This window comes from Massilia sp., assembly GCF_031995545.1.
In the GTDB taxonomy this organism is placed as follows: domain Bacteria; phylum Pseudomonadota; class Gammaproteobacteria; order Burkholderiales; family Burkholderiaceae_D; genus Telluria.
In genome coordinates, this window is the sequence record NZ_DAMAGA010000010.1 from 45,161 (window position 1) to 69,682 (window position 24,522).

Consider the following 24,522-nt stretch of genomic DNA (forward strand, 5'->3'; position numbering starts at 1 on the left):
CTCCAGATATCTTCAAGGTGCGCGGCCATGCCGCGCGGGTATTCATTAATGGCGCAGGTTGTAGCCGCGCTTGAGCAAGGTGATCGCAATCGTCGTCAGCACCACCAGGAACACCAGCACGATGGCCAGGCTGGTCCAGGGCGATACGTCCGACTGGCCGAAGAAGCCGTAGCGGAACCCGTCAATCATATAAAAGAACGGGTTGAAATGCGAGACGGCGAGCCAGAAAGGCGGCAATTTTTGGATGGAATAGAACACCCCGGCCAGGAAGGTGGCCGGCATGATCAGGAAGTTCTGGAACGCCGCCAGCTGGTCGAACTTCTCGGCCCATACGCCGGCGATCACGCCCATGGTGCCGAGGATGGCCGCGCCCAGCAGCGCGAACACGATGATCCACAGCGGCGCCACAAAGGTCAGGTGCGCGAACCAGGCGGTGACGATGAACACGCCGGCACCCACGGCCAGGCCGCGCAGGATCGAGGCGGCGACGTAGGCGGACAAAATCTCGGCATGCGACAGCGGCGGCAGCAGGATGAACACCAGGTTGCCGGTGATCTTGGACTGGATCAGCGACGAGGACGAGTTGGCGAACGCGTTCTGCAGCACGCTCATCATCACCAGGCCCGGGATCAGGAACGACGTGTACGACACGCCGTCCAGCATCTCGACCCGGCCGTCCAGCACGTGGCCGAAGATGAGCAGGTACAGCATGGCGGTGACCACCGGCGCGGCCACGGTTTGCGTGGCGACCTTCCAGAAGCGCAGCGACTCTTTATAGAACAGGGTGCGGAAGCCCACGGAGAACAGGTTCATTTATTTTCCCTCCATGATCTGGATGAAGATGTCTTCCAGGTCGGCTTGTTCGAGTTGCATCTCGTCGATCACAGCGCCTGACTCGCGCAGGCGCGCCAGGATCGGTTCGACTTCGGAATAATCGTTCACGCGCAGCGTGTACTTGTTGCCGTGGTTATGCTCATCATGGGAGACCAGATGGCGCAGCCCTTCCGGCAAGTCACCCGACTTCAGGTGCACCACCAGCTGCGAACCCGACACCCGGCGCAGCAGGCTGCTCATGTTATCCAGCGCCACCACTTCACCGCGCTTGAGCATGGCCACGCGCTGGCACATGGCCTGCGCCTCTTCCAGGTAGTGGGTGGTCAGCACGACCGTGTGGCCGCCCTCGCGATTGAGGCGCGAGATGAACTTCCACAGGGTCTGGCGCAGCTCGACGTCGACGCCGGCGGTCGGCTCGTCGAGCACGATGACCGGCGGACGGTGCACCAGCGCCTGCGCCACCAGCACGCGCCGCTTCATGCCGCCCGACAGCGCGCGCATGTTCACGTCGGCCTTGTCGGTCAGGTCCAGGTTGTGCATCACCTCGTCGATCCAGGCGTCGTTGTTGCGGATGCCGAAGTAGCCCGACTGCAGGCGCAGCGTCTCGCGCACCGTGAAGAACGGGTCGAACACCAGTTCCTGCGGCACCACGCCCAGGCGCTTCCTCGCTTCGCGGAAGTCGGTGACGACATCGTGGCCGTGGATGCGCACGCTGCCGGCGTCGGGCCGGATCAGGCCCGCGATGGTGGAAATCAGGGTGGTCTTGCCGGCCCCGTTGGGACCGAGGAGGCCGAAGAACTCGCCCTGTTCGATGTTCAGGGAGACGCCCTTCAGGGCCTTGAAGCCTTTGTAGCTTTTCTCGACGCTGTCGATCTGGATCGCTGTCATGCTTGTTGGGTGGGGTGGCGCGCGCACATCGTACGCACCGTAACCGTGCAGGGGAAACCGGTGATTATAGGTGAAATCGCCATGTCAAGCCGGGCGTGGCCGGATTCCCGACGGGCGGGTGCAATACAGGCGCAGGCAGGAGGGACTACGCACAAGGGATGCCACAAAAACGTCGCGCCGGACGGGCCGGCGCGATGCGAAGGACTTCAACGGCAGCGCTTCACGCCTGCTGCGGCAGCAGCGTATCGACCCCGTACAGGGCCGCCAGCTTGTGCACGTTGTCGGGCACGTTGACGAAGGTGACGCGGTGGCCGGCGTCCAGCGCGCGGCGCTGCCAGGCCAGCAGCAGGGCCACGCCCGACGAGTCGGCGGCTTTCACGCCGCCCAGGTCGAACACGGTCTCGCCGGCGCGGATCGCGGCCGCGCCCTGCTCCAGCGCCTCGCGGGCGGTGGTGAAGGTCAGGGCGTCGATCGACAGCATCGGATTTGCTTCAGCCATTACGTCGTGCTTACTTTGCCGGGGTGGCCAGCGGCTTCGATGCCAGCTGGGCGTTGCGATCGACCAGGCGCTTGATCAGGCCATCCACGCCGCCCTTGCTGATTTCGCTGTTGAAGGTGCTCTTGTAGGTTTCGACCAGCCAGGCACCGAGCACGTTCACGTCGTAGATCTTCCAGCCCTGGTCACCTTTGCTCAGACGGTAGTTCAGGGTGATCGGCTCGCCGCGCGAGACGTTCACCTGCGAACGCACTTCGACGTCGGTATCGGTCGGGCTGCCGCGCATCGGCTTGAACTCGACGGTTTCGTTCTTGATGGTCGACAGCGCGCCGGCGTAGGTGTACACCAGCAGGGTGCGGAATTCCTGGGTCAGCTTCTGCTGCTGCTCCGGGGTGGCAGTGCGCCAGTGGCGGCCGGCCGCCTGCTGGGTCATCTTCGGTGCATCTACGTACGGCAGGATCTTGGAATTGACCAGGTCCATGATCTTGCTGCGGTTGCCGGCCTGGATGTCCTTGTCGGCCTTGACGCTGTCGATCACGTCGGCGCTGATGCGCTTGACCAGCGCGTCCGGCGCTTCATTGGCGACCGGCGCGGCGATGACGCTGGTGGAGAAGACCACGGTCGCGGCCGCGGCGGCGAACAGTTGCATGACTGGCTTCATACATTTTCCTTTCGGTTGGCGCCGCCGGGCGCTTTCAACAGCGCAGCCGGGCGGCTGGTACCTGGTTAGTGTTTACTTCTTGTCCGGCGACACCGGCTGCGGCACCACCTGCGAGTTCGCGTCGGCATCCGCATCGTCGTCGGCCTGGCGCGGCACGTCGCCGTCGTACACCTGGCTCTGGCGGCGCTGCATGTAGCCGTCGCGCAGGAACTCATAGCGGTCCAGCGCGGCTTCTTCCAGCAGGTTCGACGCGTCGAGCAGCGTGGCGCGCTTGTCGACGATGCGCACACCGGCGCCGATATTGCGCACGTTGGTCGGATCCTTGTACTTCCAGATGTCGCCGGCGAAATCGGCCGGCAAGGCCGCGGTGTCACGCACCGTAGATGGGCCCAACAACGGCAACATCAAGAAGGGACCGCTCGGCACGCCCCATTTACCCAGGGTCTGGCCGAAATCCTCGTTGTGTTTCGGCATGCCGGCTTCGGAAGCGATGTCGAACAGGCCCAGCACGCCGAAGGTCGAGTTCAGTGCGAAGCGGCCGAAATCGGTGGCGCCGTCTTCACCCTTGCCTTGCAAGAAATTGTTGATCGAGCTCCAGGCATCCGACAAATTGCCGAAGAAATTGTTCACGCCAGTTTGCGCGAAGCCCGGCACCACTTTTTTATACCCGGTGGCGGTCGGCTTGAGCACGGCGCGGTCGACCGCGTCGTTGAAGCTGAATACTGCGCGGTTATAGCCTTCCAGCGGGTCTTGCGGGTTATTGGCCGTGGTGGCGCAACCGCTCAGGACCAGTACAGCGGCGGCAATGGCGCATGCGCGCAGGCGCGAGAGCGTGACGGTGTGCTTCATTCACTACCTTCCTTTCCTTCTGCAGCCTTGCTGTAGATAAATTGGTTAATCAAATCTTCGAGCACCGTCGCCGACTGGGTACGGATGATGCGGTCGCCTTCGGCCAGGTTTTTCTCGTCGCCACCGGCTTCGATACCGATGTACTGCTCGCCGAGCAAACCAGCAGTCAAAATTTTAAGAGAACTATCTTTTGGGAATTTATACTCCGTGTCCATATCGAGGCGCACGGAAGCCTGAAAGCTCTTGTCGTCGAACGTGATGTCGCTGACGCGGCCGACCACCACGCCGGCACTCTTGACCGGCGCTTGCGGCTTGAGGCCGCCGATATTGTCGAAACGGCCGGTGATGCTGTAGGTCTGGCCGAACGACATGGAACTCATATTCCCGGCCTGGAAGGCCAGGAACAGCAGGGAAGCCAGACCCAGCAGGACAAACAGGCCGACCCAGACGTCGATAGTTTTGCGATGCATTTGAATACCTTCAGAACCGTTGTATTTTTTGAATAACTTATTTATTGAACATCAGGGCGGTCATCACGAAGTTCAGACCCCAGACCAGCAGCGAAGCGATCACGACGGTGCGCGTGGTGGCGCGCGACACGTCTTCCGGCGTCGGCTGGGCCTGATACCCCTGGAACAGGGCGGTAAAGGTCACTGCGATGCCAAAGATAAAGCTTTTGATTACGCCGTTCAGTACGTCATTTCGCACATCGACGCCGGATTGCATCTGCGCCCAGAACGAACCTTCATCGACGCCGATCAGTTTCACGCCCACCAGGTAACCACCCAGCACGCCGACCGCCGAGAACACAGTGGCCAGCACCGGCATCGCGACCACGCCGGCCCAGAAACGAGGCGCCAGCACGCGTTGCAGCGGGTTGATCGCCATCATTTCCATTGCTGACAGCTGCTCGCCGGCCTTCATCAGGCCGATCTGCGCGGTCAGCGAGGTGCCGGCGCGGCCGGCAAACAGCAGCGCGGTGACCACCGGACCGAGCTCGCGCACCAGCGCCAGCGCCACCACCTGGCCCAGCATCTGCTCGGCGCCGTACTGGTTCAGGGTGTAGTAACCCTGCAACGCCAGCACCATGCCGACGAACAGGCCGGAGACGGCAATGATCACCAGCGAGTAGTTGCCGATGAAATGAATTTGCTCGGAAATCAGGCCCGGACGACGGAAGGCGCCAGGCGACACACGCATCAGGTTGAAGAAGGAACGCACCGCAAAGCCGAAGCTGGCGATGTTTTCGCGCACAGTGCGGCCAACGCCGCCAATAATGCGAGCGATCACTTACGCACCCCCAAGCCTAGGTCGTCGGCCAGCGACTTGCCGGGATAGTGGAACGGCACCGGGCCATCCGGCGCTGCATTCACGAATTGCTTCACGTAAGGGTCTTCCGAAACACGCAGTTGGTCTGGCGTACCTTCTGCCACGATCTTGCCAGCCGACATGAAGTACACGTAATCGGCAATGGCGAAGCACTCCTGCACGTCGTGCGAGACCAGGATCGAGGTCGAGCCGAGCGCGTCGTTGAGGTTGCGGATCAGGTTGGCAGTGACGCCCATCGAGATCGGATCCAGGCCGGCGAACGGCTCGTCGTACATGATCAGTTCCGGGTCCAGCGCCACCGCGCGCGCCACGGCCACGCGGCGCGCCATGCCGCCGGAGATCTCGGCCGGCTTCAGGCGGTGCGCATTGCGCAGGCCGACGGCGTTGAGTTTCATCAGCACCAGGTCGCGGATCAGTTCTTCTGGCAGATCGGTGTGTTCGCGCAGTGGGAAAGCGACGTTATCGAACACCGACAGGTCGGTGAACAGGGCGCCGAACTGGAACAGCATGCCCATGCGGCGGCGCAGGCGGTACAGGCCCTGCGTGTCAAGCTGATGCACGACTTCGCCGCCGATGCGCACTTCGCCGCGCTGGGGGCGGATCTGGCCGCCGATCAGGCGCAGCACCGTGGTCTTGCCGCAGCCGGAGCCGCCCATGACGGCAATGAGCTTGCCGCGCGGGAAGTCCATGCGCAGATTCGACAGGATGGAACGCTCACCGTACGCAAAATGCAGATCGCGGATTTCGACTAGGTTCGACACGGCGTAATTAAAGTTTGGGTAATCCGGTATTGTAGTGCAGAAAGCTATCATCCTGCTGGAGACACCCCTGTTTACGGCGAGGCGGCGACGTACTATTACAACACTAATAACTCACGAGTCATCTATTTCGCTCGGTAAGCTATTGTTTTTGTTGAGATATGTATGTTTCGCAATATTGCGATTTATTGAATTAAGTCAACAAATGCAGTGAGGCAACTTTAGCCACCTCCGTTCATTTCCTCTTGTCATCGCTGCTTTGCAGCAATTCGCGTGGCCGCGGTTCCCGGTTCTCTTATATAAAGACGGTTTGCGTATTCGTTTTGTCCACAAAAAAGTGTTGTTACCTTACATAAAACGCGCCTGTCATTTCTAGTTGTTAATATAATGTTTATTTTCAAGTCAAGGTTCTTGCCATGAACAAGCCCGCTGCCCCTTCGCGGCTTTCCGGCGCACGCGCCCGTAACGGCATGCAGTTTCTCAAGTTCGCTTTCGTCGGCGCCACGGCGACCGGGCTGCATTATGCGATTTTCCTGGCGCTGGTGATGTTCCTGGACGTCGCCCCCGGCCTGGCCGCCGCCATCGGCGCCTGCTTCGGCGCCTGCGTCGTGTATATCCTGAACCGCCGCTATACCTTCACCACCGAGCGTTCGCACAAGGAGACCATCCCGCGTTTCGTCGCGCTGTCGGTGCTGGGCGCGGTGCTCAATGGCGCCATCGTCGGCTGGCTGAGCGGCATTGGCCTGCATTTCCTGCTGTCCCAGGTGGTCGCCACCGTCCTCGTTCTTTTCATTAATTTCGTAGTGAGCAAAAAATGGATTTATCGGTAAACCCGGCTGTAACCGCTCCCCAACCCGGACCCGGCCTGAAGGCCGCCCTGACCCCGCGCGGTCCCGGCGCCATGCCCTCGATCTCGGTGGTCGCGCCTGCCTATAACGAGCAAGAGGTACTGGGAGAATTCCACCGCCGCGTGACCGAAGTCATGATCGGCATCGGCTGCGCCTACGAAATCGTGCTGGTCAACGACGGCAGCCGCGACACCACCCTGCAGCTGATGCACGCCCTGCGCGAGCGCGATCCGCACGTCACCGTGGTCGACCTGTCGCGCAACTTCGGCAAGGAGATTGCCCTGAGCGCCGGCCTCGATCACACCAAGGGCGATGTGGTGGTGGTGCTCGACTCCGACCTGCAGGATCCGCCGGAACTGATTCCCGCCATGCTCGACGGCTGGCGCGAAGGCTACGACGTCATCTACGGCACCCGCACCGTGCGCGACGGCGAGACCTGGTTCAAGAAGCTCACCGCCAAATATTTCTACCGCATCATCAAGCAGGTCAGCCGGGTCGACATCCCGAAAGACACCGGCGACTTCCGCCTGATGAGCCGGCGCGCCGTGCAGGCGCTGAGCGGCCTGCGCGAAGAGCACCGCTTCATGAAGGGCCTGTTCGCCTGGATCGGCTTCCCTTCGCGTCCGCTGTCCTACCGCCGCGACCCGCGCGCCGCCGGCGAGACCAAGTGGAACTACTGGAAGCTGTGGAACTTCGCGATCGAGGGCATCACTTCGTTCACCGTGGCCCCGCTCAAGGTCAGCACCTACGCGGGCGTGGCGATCGCCCTGTTCGCGCTGCTGTATGCGGTGGTGGTGATCGCCAAGGCGCTGCTGTTCTCGGATCCGGTGCGCGGCTATCCGTCCCTGATGGCGGTGATCCTGTTCCTCGGCGGCGTGCAGCTGATCTCGGTCGGCCTGCTGGGCGAATACGTGGGCCGCATCTTCAACGAGGTCAAGCGCCGTCCGCTGTACCTGCTCAACCGCCTGGTCCCGTCCGAACTGGACGGCAGCTTCAGCAAGCGCGAGGAACCGGGCGCATGAGCGCCACGCCGCCGGCCGACGGCGCCGGCGTCCTTCCCGCTGCGGGAGGCGCCAGCGCGCGTCTGAATCCCTTGCTGGCCGGTGCGCTGCTGCTGGCTTTCGTGCTGCTGTTGTGGGCGCAATCGCTATTCGAACTGCGCCTGCCGAAACAGGTCGACATCCTGGTACACCTGCGCTGGTCGGATCAGTTCCTGGCCGCGCTGCAGGAGGGCTGGCTGCTGCCGCGCTGGGCCTGGGCCTCGTTCGGCGGTTTGGGCGACCCGACCTTCTCGTACTACCAGCCGCTGTTCTATTACATCACCAGTGCCTATGCGCTGCTCGGCGCCAGCCCGCCGCGCGCGCTGCTGCTGGGCGCCCTGACGCCGTTCGTGATCCTGGGCCTGGTCGTGCAGTTCTCGATCCTCAAGCGCTACGGCGCCGGACGCGCGCTGCTGGGCGCCTGCTTCGTCGTGTTCTGCCCGGTGCTGTTCTTCCTGGCGGCGCAGATGGCGGCCTATCCCTGGACCCTGAGCCTGCCGTTCAGCATCCTGTTCATCCGCGAAAGCACGCGCGACGATCCGCGTCCGGCGCGGGTTGCAATCCTGCTCGCCCTGCTGTGCCTGAGCCACCTGCTCAGCGGCCTGATCGCGCTGATGGCGACCGGTGTCGGCCGGCTGGTGCTGCATGTCCCGGCGCGCCACAACCTGATGCGCCACGGCGCCTGGCTGCTCGGCGTCGCGCTCGGCCTGGGGCTGGCCGCCTTCTTCGTCTATCCGGCGGTGACCCAGCTCGGCCTGATCAATCCGGCAGGCTGGACCGGCGGCGACAACTTCGACTGGCGCCGCGCCTTCGCCTTCCCGACCGTCACCTTCATGCAGTACGGCCTGCGCTGGGCCGCGATCCAGTGGCCGTTCGCGGTGTTCGCGCTGGCCATGTGCCTGTTGGTGCTGCTGGCCAGGCGCGCGCCGGTGCCGACGCCGGGACAGGTGCTGGCGCGCCGCTTCACGATCGTGGCGCTGGCGGCGCTGGCCCTCGGCAGCGAGCTGGCCTATCCGCTGTACGCGCTGCTGCCGCCGCTGCAGAAGATCCAGTTCCCCTACCGCTTCGTGTTCGTGGCCACGATCCTGGCCAGCATCGCGCTGGTGCTGCACCTGTATGAGGGCGGCTGGTCGCGCTGGAACCGGCTGCTGCGCCTGGCGGCGCTGGCGATCTTCGCCGGCTACTTCGCCCAGACCCTGCTGCTGCAGTGGCAGATCCACCGGAGCGGTCTCGATCTGCCGCAGCGCGAGCAATACATGCAGGGCGTGTTCGGCCAGCCCGAATACCTGCCGGCGGTGCGCGGTCCGCACTGGAAGCAGTACGTCGAGGACGGCGGCCTGATCGGCGAATGCCTGCGCCTGCAGATCGCCTGCACCCCGGTCCGGGACGACGGCACCCACGCCTTCGGCGCCACCATCGAGACGCCGCGCGCGGTCGAGGTGCGCCTGCCGATGTTCGCCTATCCGGCCTGGCAGCTGACGGTGGACGGCGCGCCGCAAGCCCTGGCCGCCGATCCCGCCACCGGGGTGGTGCTGGCGCAACTGGCGCCGGGCCGCCATCAGGTCGCCCTGCACTGGATCGGCCTGGCGGCCGATCGTACCGGCCGCATCATCAGCCTGGCCGCCGGGGTGGCCGTGCTGCTGTTGCTGGTGGCCGGGCGCCTGCGCCGCGCCAAGGATCACCCTCGCCAAGGAATGCAGCCATGAACACCACCGAAAGCCGCCTGCGTCCCCTCGGCGCGCTGGCCCTGTTCCTGTTCATCGCCGCGATGTGGCTGTACCCGGCCATGACCCTGAAGCTGGCGCACCAGAACGACATCGCGGTGCATCTGCGCTGGATCGAGCAGTTCCATACCGCGCTGCAGGACGGCTGGCTGCTGCCGCGCTGGGCCTATGCGGCCCAGGGCGGGCTGGGCGACCCGTCGTTTTTCTATTACCAGCCGCTGTTCTATTACATCAGCAGCCTGTTCCTGTGGCTGGGCTTCCGGCCCGAGCGCGCGCTGGTGCTGGCGGCCGCGGTACCGTTCCTGATGGTGGCGGCGGTGGTGTTCTGGTACTTCCTGCGGCGCTACCCGGCCCGCTCCGCGCTGCTGGGCGCGATGTTCGTGGTGGCCTGTCCGACGCTGTACTTCATGTCGACCCACCTGGCGGCCTTCCCGTGGAGCCTGAGCATCCCGTTCAGCCTCCTGTTCGCGGCCGAGAGCATGCGCGACAAGCCGCGCGCGCGCGTCATCGCCGCGCTGCTGTGCCTGATCTGCCTGAGCCATCTGCTGAGCGGCATGATGACCCTGCTGTGCACCGGCTTCGCACGCCTGATCGTCGCGCCGCCGCGGCCGTCCACCTGGCCGGCCCACCTGACCTGGCTGGGCGGCATCGTGCTGGGCCTGGCGCTGGCGGCGTTCTTCGTCTATCCGGCCGTGACCCAGATGGCGCTGATTAATCCGGCCGGCTGGGAACAGGGCTTCAACTGGCGCCGCTGCTTCGCGCTGCCGCTGGTGTCGCAGTTCGTGCACGGCACCTACTGGTTCGGCGTGCAGTGGCCGTTCGCGCTGCTGTGCCTGGGCCTGGTGCTGCTGGTACTGCTTCCGCGCAGCGTGCGTGCCACTGCAACCCAGCCACTGAGCCCCGGCCTGGTTACCGCGCGCCGCATCGGCTGGGTCGCGCTGTGCGCGCTGCTGCTGGGCAGCGAGCTGGCCTATCCGCTGTACGCCTACATCGGCGCCATGCAAAAACTGCAGTTCCCCTACCGCTTCATGTTCGTGGCCTCGATCCTGGCCAGCATCGCGCTGGCGATCCAGCTGAGCGAAGGCGCGTGGACGCGCTGGAGCAAGGCGGTGCGGGTGGCGGCGGTGCTGCTGGTCCTGGGCCAGTGCGGCCAGGCCGCCCTGCTGCAGCTGAAGATCGTCAAGGACGGCGAGCGCATGCTGACCCACGAGCAGTATTTCAGCGGCCGCTTCGGCCAGCCGGAATACGCGCTGGGCGCGCGCGGACCGCAGTGGAAGGAGTACGCCGAAAACGGTTCGCAGGCCCACGATTGCCGGCGCGCCGGCGTCGCCTGCTCGGCCGTCGACAAGCGCAGCCATTCCTACGCACTGACGGTGGATGCGCCGCGCGCGGCCAGCCTGCGCCTGCCGGTATTCGGTTTCCCGGCCTGGCAGGCCACGGTCGATGGCCGGGTGCAGGACTGGCGCCTGGACGCCGACACCGGCGCGATCGTGCTCGACCTGCCGGCCGGGCGTCACGACGTGGCGCTGCACTACGTTCGCCTGCCGGTCGAAGTCGCGGGCCTGTGGGTCAGCGCGGGCGCGCTGCTGGTGTGGCTGGCGCTGGTGCTGCTGGCGCGCCGCCGCAAGGATGGCGTGGCGGCCACTTCGGCCGACTCGGCGCCGCAGCGGGAATTGAAACGGGCCTGATGCCGGCCCGCTGAAAACAAAAGGCCGCTGGGATGACCGGCGGCCTTTTTTCATGCGCGCGCCATGCTTAGCGCGGCAGCGTCGATGCCCCCATCAGGAACTCGTCCACCGCGCGTGCGCACTGGCGCCCTTCGCGGATTGCCCACACCACCAGCGACTGGCCCCGGCGCATGTCGCCGGCCGCGAACACCTTCGGGCTCGAGGTCTGGTAGGCGACGTCGCCATCGACCGTGGCGCGCGCATTGCCGCGCGCATCCTTCTGCACCCCGAACGCGTCCAGCACCTGCTGTACCGGCGAGACGAAACCCATCGCCAGCAGCACCAGGTCGGCCTTCATCTCGAATTCCGAATCCGGCACTTCGATCATCTTGCCGTCCTTCCACTCGACGCGGCAGGCGATCAGCTTGTCCACCTTGCCGCCCTTGCCTTCCAGGCGCTTGGTCGCTACCGCCCAGTCGCGCTCGCAGCCTTCCTCGTGCGAGGACGAGGTGCGCAGGCGGGTCGGCCAGTAAGGCCAGACCAGCGGCTTGTTCTCGTGCTCGGGCGGCTGCGGCAGCAGTTCGAACTGGGTCACCGAGGCCGCGCCATGGCGGTTCGAGGTGCCGACGCAGTCCGAACCGGTGTCGCCGCCGCCGATCACCACCACATGCTTGCCCGTGGCTTTGAGCTGGTCCTTCAGCTTGTCGCCGGCATTCACGCGGTTCTGCTGCGGCAGGAAGTCCATCGCGAAGTGCACGCCTTTCAGGTCGCGCCCCGGCACCGGCAGGTCGCGCGGCTGCTCGGCGCCGCCGGCCAGGATCACGGCGTCGAATTCCTTGTCCAGGTCTTCCGGGAAGATGGTGTCGCGCGCCATGTTGCTGACGCTGGCCGGGAAATCCTTGCCGATCAGGACACCGGTGCGGAAGGTCACACCTTCCGCCTGCATCTGTTCGACCCGGCGGTCGATCAGGTTCTTTTCCATCTTGAAGTCGGGGATCCCGTAGCGCAGCAGGCCGCCCACGCGGTCGCTCTTTTCGAACACGGTGACATCGTGGCCGACGCGCGCCAGCTGCTGGGCCGCGGCCAGGCCGGCCGGGCCGGAGCCGACGATGGCGACCTTCTTGCCGGTCTTGACGGCGGGAGGCTGCGGCACCACCCAGCCGTGCTCCCAGCCGGTGTCGATGATCTTGCGCTCGATCGACTTGATGCCGACCGGATCGTTGTTGATGCCCAGGGTGCAGGCCGATTCGCACGGGGCCGGGCAGATGCGGCCGGTGAACTCGGGGAAGTTATTCGTCGAGTGCAGGTTTTCCAGCGCGTGCCGGTAGTTGTTGTGGAAGACCAGGTCGTTCCAGTCCGGGATCATGTTGTTGACCGGGCAGCCCGTGTTGCAGAACGGGATGCCGCAATCCATGCAGCGCGCGCCCTGGACCTTGGCTTGCGCATCGGTCAGGGTGATCGTGAATTCCTTGTAGTTCTTGAGCCGGGCGGCAGGTTCGAGGTGATCCTCTTCCTGCCGTTCGAATTCCATGAAGCCGGTGATTTTGCCCACGTTGTTTTCCTTGTCAGTTGGTCGGCGATGCAAGAGCGTTACGCCGCCAGCTCGATCTTGTCGTTCGCTTCTTCCATGCTCGAGAAATGCATCTCTTCGAGCGCGCGCTTGTAGTCGGTCGGGAACACCTTGACGAACTTGGCGCGGCTGTTGGCCCAGTCGTCGAGCAGGTTGCGCGCGCGGGTGCTGCCGGTGTGCTTGAAGTGGCGTTCGATCAAACGGCGCAGGATCACTTCGTCCGCCTCGCGCTCGCTGCCCCGACCCTGGCTGTGCCATGCGGCAGGATCGGTCTGGTCGCGCGATGCCAGCACCGGCTCCAGGTTCACCATGGTGGTATTGCAGCGGCCCGCGAAGTCACCCTTCGGATCGTACACATAGGCCACACCGCCCGACATGCCGGCCGCGAAGTTGCGCCCGGTCTCGCCCAGCACCACGACGGTCCCGCCGGTCATGTATTCGCAACCATGGTCGCCGCAGCCTTCCACCACCGTGGTGGCGCCCGAGTTGCGCACCGCGAAGCGTTCGCCGGCGACGCCGTTGAAATAGGCTTCGCCCGAGATCGCGCCATACAGCACGGTATTGCCGACGATGATGTTGTCCACCGCGCGGCCGCGGAACTCGGTGTTCGGACGCACGATGATGCGCCCGCCCGACAGGCCCTTGCCGACGTAGTCGTTGCCTTCGCCGACCAGGTCGAGCGTGATGCCGCCGGCCAGGAACGCCGCCGCCGACTGGCCCGCGGTGCCCTGCAGCTGGATGTGGATGGTGTCGTCCGGCAGGCCGGCGTGGCCATAGCGCTTGGCGACTTCGCCCGACAGCATGGCGCCGACGGTGCGGTTCAGGTTCTTCACCGGCGAGATGAACGAGACCCGTTCGCCCTTTTCCAACGCGGCACGGGCCTGCGTGATCAGCTTGTGGTCGAGTGCCTTGTCCAGGCCATGGTCCTGCTCTTCGGTGTGGAACAGGGCGCGCGGGCTCTCGACCTTCGGCTGGTAGAAGATGTTCGAGAAGTCCAGGCCCTGCGCCTTCCAGTGCCCGATCGCTTTGGATTTATCCAGCAGGTCGGCGCGGCCGATCAACTCATCGTAGGTGCGGATGCCCAGCTGCGCCATGATCTGGCGCGCTTCTTCGGCGACGAAGAAGAAATAGTTGACCACGTGTTCCGGTTTACCCTGGAACTTGGCGCGCAGGACCGGGTCTTGCGTGGCCACGCCCACCGGGCAGGTATTCAGGTGGCACTTGCGCATCATGATGCAGCCTTCCACCACCAGCGGCGCGGTGGCGAAGCCGATTTCGTCGGCGCCCAGCATGGCGGCGATCACGACGTCACGGCCGGTGCGCATCTGGCCGTCCGCTTGCACTCTGACCCGGCTGCGCAGGCCATTGAGCACCAGCGTCTGCTGGGTTTCGGCCAGGCCCAGTTCCCACGGCGTGCCGGCGTGCTTGACCGACGACAGCGGCGAAGCGCCGGTGCCGCCATCGTGGCCGGCCACCACCACGTGATCGGCCTTGGCCTTCGAGACGCCGGCGGCGACGGTGCCGATGCCGACTTCCGACACCAGCTTGACCGAGATCGAGGCGCGCGGGTTGGCATTTTTGAGGTCGTGGATCAGCTGCGCCAGGTCTTCGATCGAATAGATATCGTGGTGCGGCGGCGGCGAGATCAGGCCCACGCCCGGCACCGAGAAGCGCAAGCTGGCGATGTATTCGGACACCTTGTGGCCCGGCAGCTGGCCGCCCTCGCCCGGCTTGGCGCCCTGCGCCATCTTGATCTGGATTTGGTCGGCCGAGTTCAGGTACTCGGCGGTGACGCCGAAGCGGCCCGATGCCACCTGCTTGATCTTCGAGCGCAGCGAGTCGCCTTCTTCCAGCGGAATGTCGGCGACCACGCGGTCGGCGCCCAGCACCGAACCCAGGGTTTCGCCCTTCTTGATGGCGATGCCCTTGAACTCATTCAGGTAGCGCAGCGGGTCTTCGCCGCCTTCGCCGGTATTGCTCTTGCCGCCGATGCGGTTCATCGCGATCGCCAGCGTGGCGTGGGCCTCGGTGCTGATCGAACCGAGCGACATGGCGCCGGTGGCGAAGCGCTTGACGATGTCCTTGGCCGGTTCCACTTCTTCCAGCGGGATCGCCTTTTCGCGCTCGATGCGGAATTCGAACAGGCCGCGTAGCGTCAGGTGGCGCTTGCTCTGGTCGTTGATCAGCTGCGCATACTCTTTATAAGTCGAGTAGTTGTTGGCGCGGGTCGAGTGCTGCAGCTTGGCGATCGCGTCCGGCGTCCACAGGTGGTCTTCGCCGCGCACGCGGAAGGCGTATTCGCCGCCCACATCCAGCGCATTGGCCAGGGTCGGATCGGCGCCGAAGGCCAGCGTGTGCAGGCGCAGCGCTTCCTCGGCCACTTCGAACACGCCGATGCCCTCGATGTTCGAGGCGGTACCCTTGAAGTACTTGTCGACCAGCGACTTGTTCAGGCCCACGGCTTCGAAGATCTGGGCGCCGCAGTAAGACATGTAGGTGGAGATGCCCATCTTCGACATCACCTTCATCAGGCCCTTGCCGATCGCCTTGATGTAGTTGTAGCTGGCGGTATCCGCCGACATCTCGTGCGGCAGGCCATGGGCCAGCTCGGCCAGGGTTTCCAGCGCCAGGTAAGGGTGCACGGCTTCGGCGCCGTAGCCGGCCAGCAGCGCGAAGTGGTGGGTCTCGCGCGCCGAGCCGGTTTCGACCACCAGGCCGGTGGAGGCGCGCAGGCCGCGTCCCACCAGGTGCTGGTGCACGGCGGAGGTGGCGAGCAGCGCGGGAATCGCGACCAGGTCGGGCGACAGGCGGCGGTCCGACACGATCAGGATGTTGTGGCCCGATTTGACGGCGTCCACCGCTTCCGCGCACAGCGAGGCGATCGAGGCTTCGATGCCTTCCTTGCCCCAGGCGACCGGATAGCAGATGTTCAGCTCATAGGCCTTGAACTTGCCGCCGGTGTGCTGCGAGATGCCGCGCAGGCGCGCCATGTCGTCGAAGCCCAGGATCGGCTGCGACACTTCCAGGCGCATCGGCGGGTTGACGTTGTTGGTGTCGAGGATGTTCGGCTTGGGGCCGATGAACGAGACCAGCGACATCACCATGCTTTCGCGGATCGGGTCGATCGGCGGGTTGGTCACCTGGGCGAACAGCTGCTTGAAGTAGTTATACAGGGGTTTGAGTTTGTTCGAGGTGACGGCCAGCGGCGAGTCGTTGCCCATCGAGCCGGTGGCTTCCTCGCCCAGCACTGCCATCGGCGCCATCAGGAACTTCAGGTCTTCCTGGGTGTAGCCGAAGGCTTGCTGGCGGTCGAGCAGCGTCAGCGCCGGCTTTTCGCCCTGCGCATCCTTGCCGCGAGCAGCAGCCTGCTGGCCCTCGGCCAGCTTGATTTCATTCAGTTTGATGCGCACCGACTTGATCCACGCCTTGTACGGCTTGGCGTTGGCGTAGGTGTCCTTCAGCTCCTTGTCGTCGATGATGCGGCCGGCTTCCAGGTCGATCAGGAACATCTTGCCCGGCTGCAGACGCCACTTCTGGACGATGCGCGATTCCGGGATCGGCAGCACGCCCGATTCGGACGCCATCACCACCAGGTCGTCCTCGGTGATCACGTAGCGCGCCGGACGCAGGCCGTTGCGGTCCAGGGTGCCGCCGATGTGGCGGCCGTCGGTGAAGGCCATCGCGGCCGGGCCGTCCCACGGCTCCATCATCGCGGCGTGGTATTCGTAGAAGGCGCGGCGGTTGTCATCCATCGCCGGATGGTTTTCCCAGGCTTCGGGAATCATCATCATCATCGCCTGGCCGATCGGGTAGCCGGCCATGATCAGGAGTTCGAGCGCGTTGTCGAAGCAGGCGGTGTCGGACTGGCCTTCATAGATCAGCGGGAACAGCTTTTGCAGGTCTTCGCCCAGCACCGCCGACTTGAGGATGCCTTCGCGCGCGCGGGTCCAGTTGAAGTTGCCCTTGACGGTGTTGATTTCGCCGTTATGCGCGATCAGGCGGTAGGGGTGGGCCAGCGGCCACTCGGGGAAGGTGTTGGTCGAGAAGCGCTGGTGCACCAGGGCCAGGGCCGAGATGCAGCGCGGGTCTTGCAGGTCTTTATAGAACACGCCGACCTGGTCGGCCAGCAGCAGGCCTTTGTAGACCACGGTGCGCGCCGACATCGACGGCACGAAGAATTCCTTGCCGTGCAAGAGTTTCAGGGCCTGGATCGCGTGGCCCGACGATTTGCGGATCACGTACAGCTTACGTTCCAGTGCGTCGGTGACCATGATGTCCGGGCCGCGCCCGATGAAGATCTGGCGGATCACCGGTTCCTTGGCGCGCACGAACGGCGACATCGGCATGGTCTCGTCGACCGGCACGTTGCGCCAGCCCAGCACCACTTGTCCTTCGATGCGCACGGCGCGCTCGATTTCCTGCTCGCAGGCGATGCGCGAGGCGTGCTCTTTCGGCAGGAACACCATGCCGACACCATATTCTCCCGGTGGCGGCAGCTCGACGCCTTGCTTGGCCATCTCGTCGCGATAGTACTGGTCCGGGATCTGGATCAGGATGCCGGCGCCATCGCCCATCAGCGCATCGGCGCCGACGGCGCCCCGGTGATCGAGGTTCTTCAGGATCTGCAGACCCTGTTCCACGATCGAGTGACTCTTGTTGCCCTTGATGTGGGCGATGAAACCAACGCCACAGGCATCGTGTTCATTGGCGGGGTCATACAAACCTTGGGCAATCATGAGGCGTTCTCCACAGCTTTTTCGAGGGTCGAACGCCGAGAATAGTGCAATGCAAAATCAACCGTCAACCAGAATAATTAGGGTCAGAGTCGAATTGTTTGACAACTTTTTGAGAAAGCGAATAAATGGGGACAGAGTCAATCGCGTGCTCCATGCAGCCATGACTGCTGGGCTAAGCCCTTGATTTTAAAGGATGTATAGATGCAAAAACGGCACGGATAACCGTGCCGTCAAAGGGGGAATGAGCCGCGTTCAGGCTTGCGGAGGCGGTGGCAAAGTGCGCGCAAATGGCCGTCCACGCTTGGCCGGCAGGATCTGGCGCTGGGTTTTGCGCTCGAGGTCGGTCTTGAAGGTATTCGAGCCCAGCGGCTGGTTCTTCAGGATCGACAGCGTGATGAATTCGACCTCTTCCGTGGTAAGGCCCTGCTGCAACATATCCATATAGGCGGCTTCGCGCTGGAACGGCGTATTGCCCAGCGCCCAGAACAGCGCATGGTCGGCCACCAGGGTATCGGTCTTGGCCCCGGCGTGGTGCGCATAGCTGGACCAGGGATAGTCGCCCGGCCCCGCCACCATCTGGGCACGCACCGGATTGAGCTCAATGTAGCGGCTGCAGGTCATGAAGTAGCGGTCAGTATCGATCAGCGAGGTGCGGAAGCGCCCTTCGAACAGGCCGCCGGTGCGTTCGTACTTGTGGTTGAACCAGGGGACGTACAGGCGGCCGACTTTCTGCATCATCAGCGCCAGGCCGGTGGCGTCGGCCGGAGTGGCCAGCAGGTGCAGGTGATTCGGCATCAGCACATAGGAATGGATCGCCACTTCGTAGAAGCGCGCGCTGTCCTTGAGCCAGACCATGAATTTCTGGTAATCGGCCTGCTCCCGGAAAATCACCTGGCGGTCGTTGCCGCGCTGGATCACGTGGTGCGGTTGCTGGGGAACGATGAGTCGGGGTTGGCGGGCCATGGCGTCTGCTTCAATGTCGAGCAGCAATTCTAACGCCTGATAATGACTCTGTCCCTCATTAATCGCAAGCTCGGCCAAAAAAGGCGCGACTCTGTCCCCAATTATTCCTGAACACAGCTCAGAGACTATTGACTCTGTCCCTTTTTAGCGAAATCGGATCGTGGAAGCCATGGAAACGAGTAAATTGGCCAATAATTCGACTCTGACCCTAATTATCTAGGTGGAAATTGGCCAACAATTTTACTCTGACCCTAATTGAAGGGGTGAAAAGCGCCGGGGTGGCGCGGGGGTCAGGCGAGGGTGAAGCCGGCGGAGAGGCTGTAGCCTTCGCCGTAGGCGCTGCGCAGGGGCAGGTCCTGGCCGAGGCCGGAGCGGGCTTTCTTGCGCAGGCGGTAGACCAGCATGTCGACGCGGCGGCTGGCGTCGGGATCTTCGCCGCCCATGCCGGCCACGATCACGTGACGCGGCACCGGACGGGTGTTGATCGTCAGCAGGTGCAGGAAATTGCATTCCTTTTCGGTCAGGTCGATCGTCTTGTCCATCAGCTGCAGCTGGCGCGCGCTGACGCGCAGTGTCCATTTGCTCGGCGCCGGGGCGGGATCGGGCGGACGTACGCGGCGGTCCAGCGCCTCGATGTGGGCGGCCAGTTCGGGGAACTTGATCGGCTTGGTCAGGTAGTGGTCGGCGCCCAGGCGCAGGCCCAGGATGCGGTGGTCGAAGGCGACGCGGCCGGTCAATACCAGCAGGCCGATCTCGGGGTACAGCTGGCGCATGCGCGGGATCACGTTGAAACCGTCCTCGTCCGGCAGGCCGAGGTCGAGCACCACCACCGCAGCGGGCGTGCGCGTCAAGGCCGCCCACATTTCGCTGGCAGTCCTGGCGATCGTGACCTCATGGTCGAGTTCGGTCAAGAACTCGGCCATGTCGTCGGCGTACTCGCCATTGTCTTCAACAATCAATATCTGCGTCATGCGTTGGCCATGTTTTCTCTTTGCCCAGCCGTGTTAGCGTTATCGGACCAGGGCGCTCCCGATTATCACTGTTGAGGCTGGCTGAGGCAAGGAGTGCTTACTCTACATTCCAAGCGCCGGCATCCAGAGGCGGAATTCGGCGCCTCCCCGTTGTTGCTCCCGTTGCTTTTGCTGGAGCTGTTGCTGTTGTTCTTGTAGTTCGTGCCTGCGCTCCGCGTCGGGCACCAGGCTCAGCATACCGCCGTGCACCTCGACGATCGAACGCGCCATGTACAGGCCCAGTCCGCTGCCGGCCATGCCGAGCGCATTCTTGCCGCGGTACCCCTTGTCGAACACCCGCTCGGCATCTTCCGGCGGCACGCCCTCGCCGCCGTCCAGTACCGCCAGCTCGACCCCGCCGCCGCTACGCCGTGCGCGCAGCGTGACCGGGCTGCCGGGCGGCGAAAAGGCCAGCGCGTTGTCGATCAGTACTTTCAGCGCCAGCCGCAATCCTTCCGGTTCGCCGCGCAACAGCAGCGGCAGGTCTTCGGTTTCCAGGATCGCCTGGCGATGCGCCGTGCGCACCTGCTGCACGCCGGTCTCGACCAGGTCGCGCACGGTGATCGTGTTCGGCTGGCGCGCGCGGCCCAGCGCCGCCATGCGGTCCGGCGACAGGTATTCGTCCAGCATCGCGATCAGGCGGTCGACCGCGGCGCCGATCTTGCGGTAGCGCTGGCGGGTGGCGTCGTCGGCCTGGCTGGATGTCGCTTCCAGGCGCTGGATGGCGCCGTCGATGGTCGCCAGCGGGGTACGGAATTCGTGGTTCAGCATGCTGGCGAAGCGCTTCTGCTCGGCCAGGTAAGTGCGCCGCTCGGACAGGTCGCACAGCAGTCCCACCAGCGCGGCACGCGTGTCGGGGGCGCCGCCGATGCCCGGCGCGCCCGGTACCACCGTCGCGATCGCTTCCAGCGCCAGCGGCCGGCCTTCGGCATGCTGCAGGTCGAACTCGCGCGTGCAGCGCTGTCCCGGCGCGCCATACGAGGCCTCGGTCAGCCAGGCGCCCAGCGGCGCCAGCGCGGCCGGACCGGTACCGTCCAGCGCACCTTGCAGGGCGGCGGCGTTATGGCCGCTCAGCTCGGCGAAGGTTGGGCTCAGGTAGGCCAGGCGGCCTTCCGGCAAGGCCACGCTGAAGGCCACGGCACCGCCCAGCTCGGCCATCGTCCGGAATTGTTCCGGCGACGGCAAGCCCGCACTGCTGGACGAATCCAGTGTGCTGAGCGAAGCGGTGAGCGGGTTGGACGTCATGGAGAAATTCTTAACCAACTGTAAATTATGTTATGTTTACTGCCAAGTATATCCCTGCTGAACAAGATTTGCAGAGTTAATGTGTATCAATAACATTTCAGGTGCGGCACGGCCGGCTTGGAAACAAATGCGCCACGCTGGCGGGAGATGCGCGATAATTCGGCCACTATGACCGATACCGCAACCCTCCCCCCACTCCCAGACCGGCTCTCGATCGATCCGAGCAGCCCTTTCCACAACCGTGACGTGTTCCAGCATGAAGTCGGCATCCGCTTCAACGACAAGGATCGCTACGATGTCGAAGAGTATTGCCTGAGCGAAGGCTGGATCAAGGTCGCTGCCGGCAAGACCCTGGACCGCAAGGGCAAGCCGATGCTGATCAAGCTGAAGGGCAAGGTCGAAGCGTTCTACAAGTAAATATTTAAACCAGTTAATAAGCAAACAGGGCGCAATCTGCGCCCTGTTTGTTTTTCAATCCACCATCAGCCTTCTTCGAGCGGTGCGAAGATCGCCTGCAGATCCTCTTGCGTCAGCGCCATCTTCTGCGACTCGCCTTCCGACAGGATCGACTGCGCCAGCTCCGACTTCTTCAGCTGCAGCTGCTGGATCTTCTCTTCCAGCGTGCCTTTCGCGATCAATTTATACACGAACACCGGTTTATCCTGCCCGATGCGCCAGGCGCGGTCGGTGGCCTGGTTCTCGGCCGCCGGGTTCCACCACGGGTCGTAGTGGATCACGGTGTCGGCCGCGGTCAGGTTCAGGCCGACACCGCCGGCCTTCAGGCTGATCAGGAAGATCGGCACCGCGCCCTGCTGGAAGGCGGCCACCTGGGCCGAGCGATCGCGCGTCTCGCCGGTCAGCAGCGCGTAGCGGATGCCGCGCGCGTCGAGTTCTTCCTCGATCAAACCGAGCATGCTGGTGAACTGCGAGAACACCAGGATGCGGCGGCCTTCGCCCAGCAGGTCTTCCACCATCTGCATCAGGTCGGTCAATTTGGCCGACACCGCCGCGGTGTTTTTCTTGGCCGGCATGGCTTTTACCAGGCGCGGGTCGCAGCATACCTGGCGCAGCTTGAGCAGCGCTTCCAGGATCACGATCTGGCTGCGCGCCACGCCCTTGCGGTCGATCTCTTCGCGCACCTTCTTGTCCATCGCCAGGCGCACCGTTTCGTACAGGTCGCGCTGTGGGCCCGACAGCTCGATACGGCGCACCATCTCGGTCTTCTGCGGCAGTTCCTTGGCCACGTGGTCCTTGGTGCGGCGCAGCAGGAACGGGCGGATACGGCGATTGAGCAGCGCGCGCCGCACCGGATCGTCCTGGCGTTCAATCGGATGGCGGAACTGGGTATTGAAGGTCTTTTCGTCGCCCAGCAAACCCGGGAGCAGGAAGTGGAACTGCGACCACAGTTCGCCCAGGTGGTTTTCGAGCGGGGTGCCCGACAGGCACAGGCGATGGCGCGCGTCGAGCGAGCCGGCGGTCTGCGCCGCTTTCGAGCGGGTGTTCTTGATGTAGTGCGATTCGTCCAGGATCACCAGGTGATAGTGGTGCTTACGCAGCTCTTCCTCGTCGCGCGGCAGCAGCGCGTAGGTGGTCAGGACGATGTCGGCATTGTCGATCTGGTCGAACTGGTCCATGCGCTCCTTGCCCTGCAGGAGCAGGACCTTGAGGCTCGGCGCGAAGCGCGCGGCTTCGTCGCACCAGTTGGCCATCAGGCTGGTCGGCGCGATCACCAGTGCGGGACTGGTCAGGCGGCCGGCTTCCTTCTCGGTCAGGATGTGGGCCAGCGTCTGCACGGTTTTACCCAGGCCCATATCGTCGGCCAGGATGCCGCCCAGGTCGTACTCGCGCAGGAACTGCATCCACGACAGGCCATCGAGCTGGTAGTCGCGCAAGGTCGCCTGCAAGCCCGCGGGCGCTTCGACCTTCTTGACCGCGCCGAACTGGCTCAGCTTGCGGCCGGTCTCACGCAGGCGCTCGCCGCCGGTCCAGTTCAGTTCGACGCCGCGCGCCAGTTCTTCCAGGCGCGCCGCGTCCAGCGTCGACAGACGCACCCGGGATTTGATCTTGTCGTTGAAATACAGCTCGCCCAGCGTGGCCAGGATGGGTTTGAGGCGGCCCCACGGCAGCGCCACCCGCACGCCGTCCGGCAGCACCGCCAGCATCTGGTCGGCTTCCTGGTGCGCGGCCAGCACGCTCGGATCGAATTCGAGCGGCGCGCTGCGGATCAGCTGCACCAGCACCGGCAGCAGCGGCACGCGCTTCTTGGCCACCACGATGCCCAGTTCCAGCTCGAACCAGGCATTGCCTGCTTCTGCCGGTTCGTCGATGTCGGCGTACCAGTCTTCCACGGCCACGACGTCGTAACGGTACTTGTTCGATTTCTGCACATGCCAGCCGGCGTCGGACAGCGCATCGAGGTCGCTCTCGGCGAAGCGCAGCCAGTGCGCCTGGCTTTCCAGCTGCAGCGCGCCGGCCATGGCGTTGAACGGCGCGGTGGCCGGCTTGCGGAAGCCCAGTTCGCCCAGCTTATCGAGGGCGTCGCTCTCGGCTTTCGGATCGCGTTCGATGATCTCGGTGACGTCGCCGATCTGGCGCACCACGCGCTGCGATGGATCGAACGAGACGCGCTGGCCGTCGTAGTCGTAGGCCAGCACGGCGAAGTCGTGCCAGCGCGTGACGCCACCGTCGGCCAGCTGCACCGAATCGAGCAGCAGGTGCGGAATCGGTTTGACGTCATTGCGCAGACGCTGCGTCAGCGGCTGCGGCAGCGGCATCAGCTGCTGCAGGCCGTGCGCCAGCAGCAGCTGCGAGACGCGCTTCTTGTCGGTGCCGGTCAGGAGCGGCGCCTGCGCCACCAGTGCCTGCAGTTCGGCCAGCGAAATGTCGATGCCGCCGCGATTCAGGTCCAGCGGTCCGCACGACAGGTTGTCGATGTACCACGGCGGATCGGTCGGCAGCATGTAGTCGATCTGGTCGGCGGCGCTGTGGGTGGCGGCGCCATTGACCGGCTCCACCGACCATCCGAGCTTGGCGCTGCGGCCTTCGTCGCGCCAGGCCAGGCTGGCCAGGCGGGTCGGGCCGGCCTGCAGCGGATAGACCAGGCCATTGGCCATGTCGGACCACGAGTTCGCCCACAGCAGCTTGCCCTGTTCGAGCAGCATCTGCAGCAGGATGGCCCCGACTTTGCCTTTCGGCTCGGTGGCGCTGGTGCCCTGCGACGAGCCGCTGCGCATCGCGATGAAGAAGCGCACCAGGTCGACGTCATCGCCTTCCAGGTAGGCGGGCGGCGCCGACAGCAGCGAGAACACTTCGCTCACCGGGCTGGCCGCGGCCACTTCGCCGTTGGCGCGCAGGCGCGCCTTGCACAGGCAGACCGCGACGTGGCGGCCGCCGCTGGTGGGCGCCATCACGTACACGAACTTGTACTGCGCGGCCTTCGGATCCGCGACCTCGTCGGTCAGCTTCGGCTGCGGGTGCGCCGCCGCTTCGACCCGTTGCAGCCAGCTCACCACCGGCGCTGGCAGGGCGGGAGCACGTGCTGGAGCGCGGGCCGCGGGTAGCTCGCTGGCTTTCTCGCGAAGATAATCGACTGTTGTCATTGGGTCTCGTGGCTGGTAACAAAAAAGGCAATAACGGGCATTATCTCGCATGCGAACACTTCCGTTTTGTTCGGAATCGCACGCAGCAGGCAAATCTCATCCGTGGCTGGCCCACGTGTTCTTATCTCAACCGGTTGTTCTCTCATGTTCAGGTAACGCTGTCAAGACTGGCGTATCGTTCATGTTTGCGTATCATTGATCGCTTGGCGCTTGTGCGACAACATGCGCCACAAAATCATCACGACGCGCGTGCCTGTTTTGTGAGCACCACGTTTGCACCACTTCGTTCACTTCGCGTCTCCCGC

The 24,522-nt window shown here is 64.3% G+C and carries 19 protein-coding genes; 5 read left to right on the plus strand and 14 right to left on the minus strand.

The window, feature by feature from the left end; genetic code table 11:
• Positions 1-45 precede the first annotated feature (45 nt).
• The 8 genes from RTQ83_RS09720 to RTQ83_RS09755 form a co-directional block, all read right to left on the minus strand.
• Positions 46-813: an ABC transporter permease gene (locus tag RTQ83_RS09720; protein ID WP_312513820.1), complete on the minus strand. Its 768-nt coding sequence runs from the start codon at positions 811-813 to the stop codon at positions 46-48.
• Positions 814-1,722 carry an ABC transporter ATP-binding protein gene (locus tag RTQ83_RS09725; RefSeq protein ID WP_312513822.1) on the minus strand — a complete coding sequence of 303 codons (909 nt, stop codon included), beginning with the start codon at positions 1,720-1,722 and terminating at the stop codon, positions 814-816.
• Positions 1,723-1,942: 220 nt separating this feature from the next.
• A complete protein-coding gene (locus tag RTQ83_RS09730) occupies positions 1,943-2,221 on the minus strand; it encodes an STAS domain-containing protein (protein ID WP_312513824.1) in 279 nt (92 codons plus the stop codon).
• A gap of 10 nt (positions 2,222-2,231) precedes the next feature.
• On the minus strand, positions 2,232-2,879 hold the full coding sequence (locus tag RTQ83_RS09735; RefSeq protein ID WP_312513827.1) for an ABC transporter substrate-binding protein: 648 nt from the start codon (positions 2,877-2,879) through the stop codon (positions 2,232-2,234).
• Between the two features lie 72 nt (positions 2,880-2,951).
• The gene (locus RTQ83_RS09740) at positions 2,952-3,728 is read right to left on the minus strand and encodes an MlaA family lipoprotein (RefSeq protein ID WP_312513830.1); all 777 of its coding nucleotides are present in this window, start codon (positions 3,726-3,728) and stop codon (positions 2,952-2,954) included.
• Positions 3,725-4,198 (minus strand): outer membrane lipid asymmetry maintenance protein MlaD, encoded by a 474-nt coding sequence (mlaD, locus tag RTQ83_RS09745; RefSeq protein WP_312513832.1) that lies wholly within the window; start codon positions 4,196-4,198, stop codon positions 3,725-3,727. The genes RTQ83_RS09740 and mlaD overlap by 4 nt, the downstream gene beginning before the upstream one ends.
• 37 nt (positions 4,199-4,235) lie before the next feature.
• Positions 4,236-5,018, minus strand: a complete 783-nt coding sequence (mlaE, locus tag RTQ83_RS09750) for a lipid asymmetry maintenance ABC transporter permease subunit MlaE (protein WP_312513835.1) — start codon at positions 5,016-5,018, stop codon at positions 4,236-4,238.
• Positions 5,015-5,818: an ABC transporter ATP-binding protein gene (locus RTQ83_RS09755; RefSeq protein ID WP_312513837.1), complete on the minus strand. Its 804-nt coding sequence runs from the start codon at positions 5,816-5,818 to the stop codon at positions 5,015-5,017. Before RTQ83_RS09755 ends, mlaE begins: the two co-directional genes overlap by 4 nt.
• A 413-nt stretch (positions 5,819-6,231) precedes the next feature.
• Here RTQ83_RS09755 and RTQ83_RS09760 point away from each other — a divergent pair, with 413 nt between their 5' ends.
• The 4 genes from RTQ83_RS09760 to RTQ83_RS09775 are packed head-to-tail and all read left to right on the plus strand — an operon-like array spanning position 6,232 to position 11,115.
• Complete coding sequence (locus RTQ83_RS09760; protein WP_312513839.1) at positions 6,232-6,645, plus strand: GtrA family protein; 414 nt, start codon at positions 6,232-6,234, stop codon at positions 6,643-6,645.
• Positions 6,630-7,685 (plus strand): glycosyltransferase family 2 protein, encoded by a 1,056-nt coding sequence (locus RTQ83_RS09765; protein ID WP_312513841.1) that lies wholly within the window; start codon positions 6,630-6,632, stop codon positions 7,683-7,685. The genes RTQ83_RS09760 and RTQ83_RS09765 overlap by 16 nt, the downstream gene beginning before the upstream one ends.
• Positions 7,682-9,409 carry a 6-pyruvoyl-tetrahydropterin synthase-related protein gene (locus tag RTQ83_RS09770; protein WP_312513843.1) on the plus strand — a complete coding sequence of 576 codons (1,728 nt, stop codon included), beginning with the start codon at positions 7,682-7,684 and terminating at the stop codon, positions 9,407-9,409. The genes RTQ83_RS09765 and RTQ83_RS09770 overlap by 4 nt, the downstream gene beginning before the upstream one ends.
• Complete coding sequence (locus RTQ83_RS09775; protein WP_312513845.1) at positions 9,406-11,115, plus strand: hypothetical protein; 1,710 nt, start codon at positions 9,406-9,408, stop codon at positions 11,113-11,115. The genes RTQ83_RS09770 and RTQ83_RS09775 overlap by 4 nt, the downstream gene beginning before the upstream one ends.
• 67 nt (positions 11,116-11,182) lie before the next feature.
• Here the strand turns inward: RTQ83_RS09775 and RTQ83_RS09780 are convergent, their stop codons facing one another.
• From RTQ83_RS09780 to RTQ83_RS09800, 5 genes are all read right to left on the minus strand, one after another.
• Positions 11,183-12,646: a glutamate synthase subunit beta gene (locus tag RTQ83_RS09780; RefSeq protein WP_312513847.1), complete on the minus strand. Its 1,464-nt coding sequence runs from the start codon at positions 12,644-12,646 to the stop codon at positions 11,183-11,185.
• 38 nt (positions 12,647-12,684) lie between these two features.
• Entirely contained in the window at positions 12,685-17,400 is a 4,716-nt protein-coding gene (locus RTQ83_RS09785; protein WP_312513850.1) for a glutamate synthase-related protein, read from the minus strand.
• A gap of 252 nt (positions 17,401-17,652) precedes the next feature.
• The gene (locus RTQ83_RS09790; RefSeq protein WP_312513853.1) at positions 17,653-18,363 is read right to left on the minus strand and encodes a transposase; all 711 of its coding nucleotides are present in this window, start codon (positions 18,361-18,363) and stop codon (positions 17,653-17,655) included.
• 290 nt (positions 18,364-18,653) lie between these two features.
• Entirely contained in the window at positions 18,654-19,334 is a 681-nt protein-coding gene (locus tag RTQ83_RS09795) for a response regulator transcription factor (RefSeq protein ID WP_290417758.1), read from the minus strand.
• 102 nt (positions 19,335-19,436) lie between these two features.
• Positions 19,437-20,618, minus strand: coding sequence for a HAMP domain-containing sensor histidine kinase (locus tag RTQ83_RS09800; protein WP_312513855.1), 1,182 nt, complete (start codon positions 20,616-20,618; stop codon positions 19,437-19,439).
• A gap of 168 nt (positions 20,619-20,786) precedes the next feature.
• Between RTQ83_RS09800 and RTQ83_RS09805 the strand changes: the two genes are divergently transcribed.
• Complete coding sequence (locus tag RTQ83_RS09805) at positions 20,787-21,035, plus strand: DUF3297 family protein (RefSeq protein WP_290417760.1); 249 nt, start codon at positions 20,787-20,789, stop codon at positions 21,033-21,035.
• A 65-nt stretch (positions 21,036-21,100) separates the two neighbouring features.
• On the opposite strand, the gene RTQ83_RS09810 is transcribed toward RTQ83_RS09805, so the two are convergent.
• Positions 21,101-24,217, minus strand: coding sequence for a DEAD/DEAH box helicase (locus RTQ83_RS09810; RefSeq protein ID WP_312513857.1), 3,117 nt, complete (start codon positions 24,215-24,217; stop codon positions 21,101-21,103).
• Between the last annotated feature and the right edge of the window lie 305 nt (positions 24,218-24,522).

Coding starts and splice junctions, on each gene's coding strand:
- RTQ83_RS09775 (WP_312513845.1), top strand. CDS start 9,406: ATGAACACCACCGAAAGCCGCCTGCGTCCCCTCGGCGCGCTGGCCCTG.
- mlaD (WP_312513832.1), bottom strand. CDS start 4,198: ATGCATCGCAAAACTATCGACGTCTGGGTCGGCCTGTTTGTCCTGCTG.
- RTQ83_RS09810 (WP_312513857.1), bottom strand. CDS start 24,217: ATGACAACAGTCGATTATCTTCGCGAGAAAGCCAGCGAGCTACCCGCG.
- RTQ83_RS09760 (WP_312513839.1), top strand. CDS start 6,232: ATGAACAAGCCCGCTGCCCCTTCGCGGCTTTCCGGCGCACGCGCCCGT.
- RTQ83_RS09800 (WP_312513855.1), bottom strand. CDS start 20,618: ATGACGTCCAACCCGCTCACCGCTTCGCTCAGCACACTGGATTCGTCC.
- RTQ83_RS09740 (WP_312513830.1), bottom strand. CDS start 3,728: ATGAAGCACACCGTCACGCTCTCGCGCCTGCGCGCATGCGCCATTGCC.
- RTQ83_RS09730 (WP_312513824.1), bottom strand. CDS start 2,221: ATGGCTGAAGCAAATCCGATGCTGTCGATCGACGCCCTGACCTTCACC.
- RTQ83_RS09795 (WP_290417758.1), bottom strand. CDS start 19,334: ATGACGCAGATATTGATTGTTGAAGACAATGGCGAGTACGCCGACGAC.
- RTQ83_RS09785 (WP_312513850.1), bottom strand. CDS start 17,400: ATGATTGCCCAAGGTTTGTATGACCCCGCCAATGAACACGATGCCTGT.
- RTQ83_RS09770 (WP_312513843.1), top strand. CDS start 7,682: ATGAGCGCCACGCCGCCGGCCGACGGCGCCGGCGTCCTTCCCGCTGCG.
- RTQ83_RS09735 (WP_312513827.1), bottom strand. CDS start 2,879: ATGAAGCCAGTCATGCAACTGTTCGCCGCCGCGGCCGCGACCGTGGTC.
- RTQ83_RS09805 (WP_290417760.1), top strand. CDS start 20,787: ATGACCGATACCGCAACCCTCCCCCCACTCCCAGACCGGCTCTCGATC.
- RTQ83_RS09725 (WP_312513822.1), bottom strand. CDS start 1,722: ATGACAGCGATCCAGATCGACAGCGTCGAGAAAAGCTACAAAGGCTTC.
- RTQ83_RS09790 (WP_312513853.1), bottom strand. CDS start 18,363: ATGGCCCGCCAACCCCGACTCATCGTTCCCCAGCAACCGCACCACGTG.
- RTQ83_RS09765 (WP_312513841.1), top strand. CDS start 6,630: ATGGATTTATCGGTAAACCCGGCTGTAACCGCTCCCCAACCCGGACCC.
- RTQ83_RS09720 (WP_312513820.1), bottom strand. CDS start 813: ATGAACCTGTTCTCCGTGGGCTTCCGCACCCTGTTCTATAAAGAGTCG.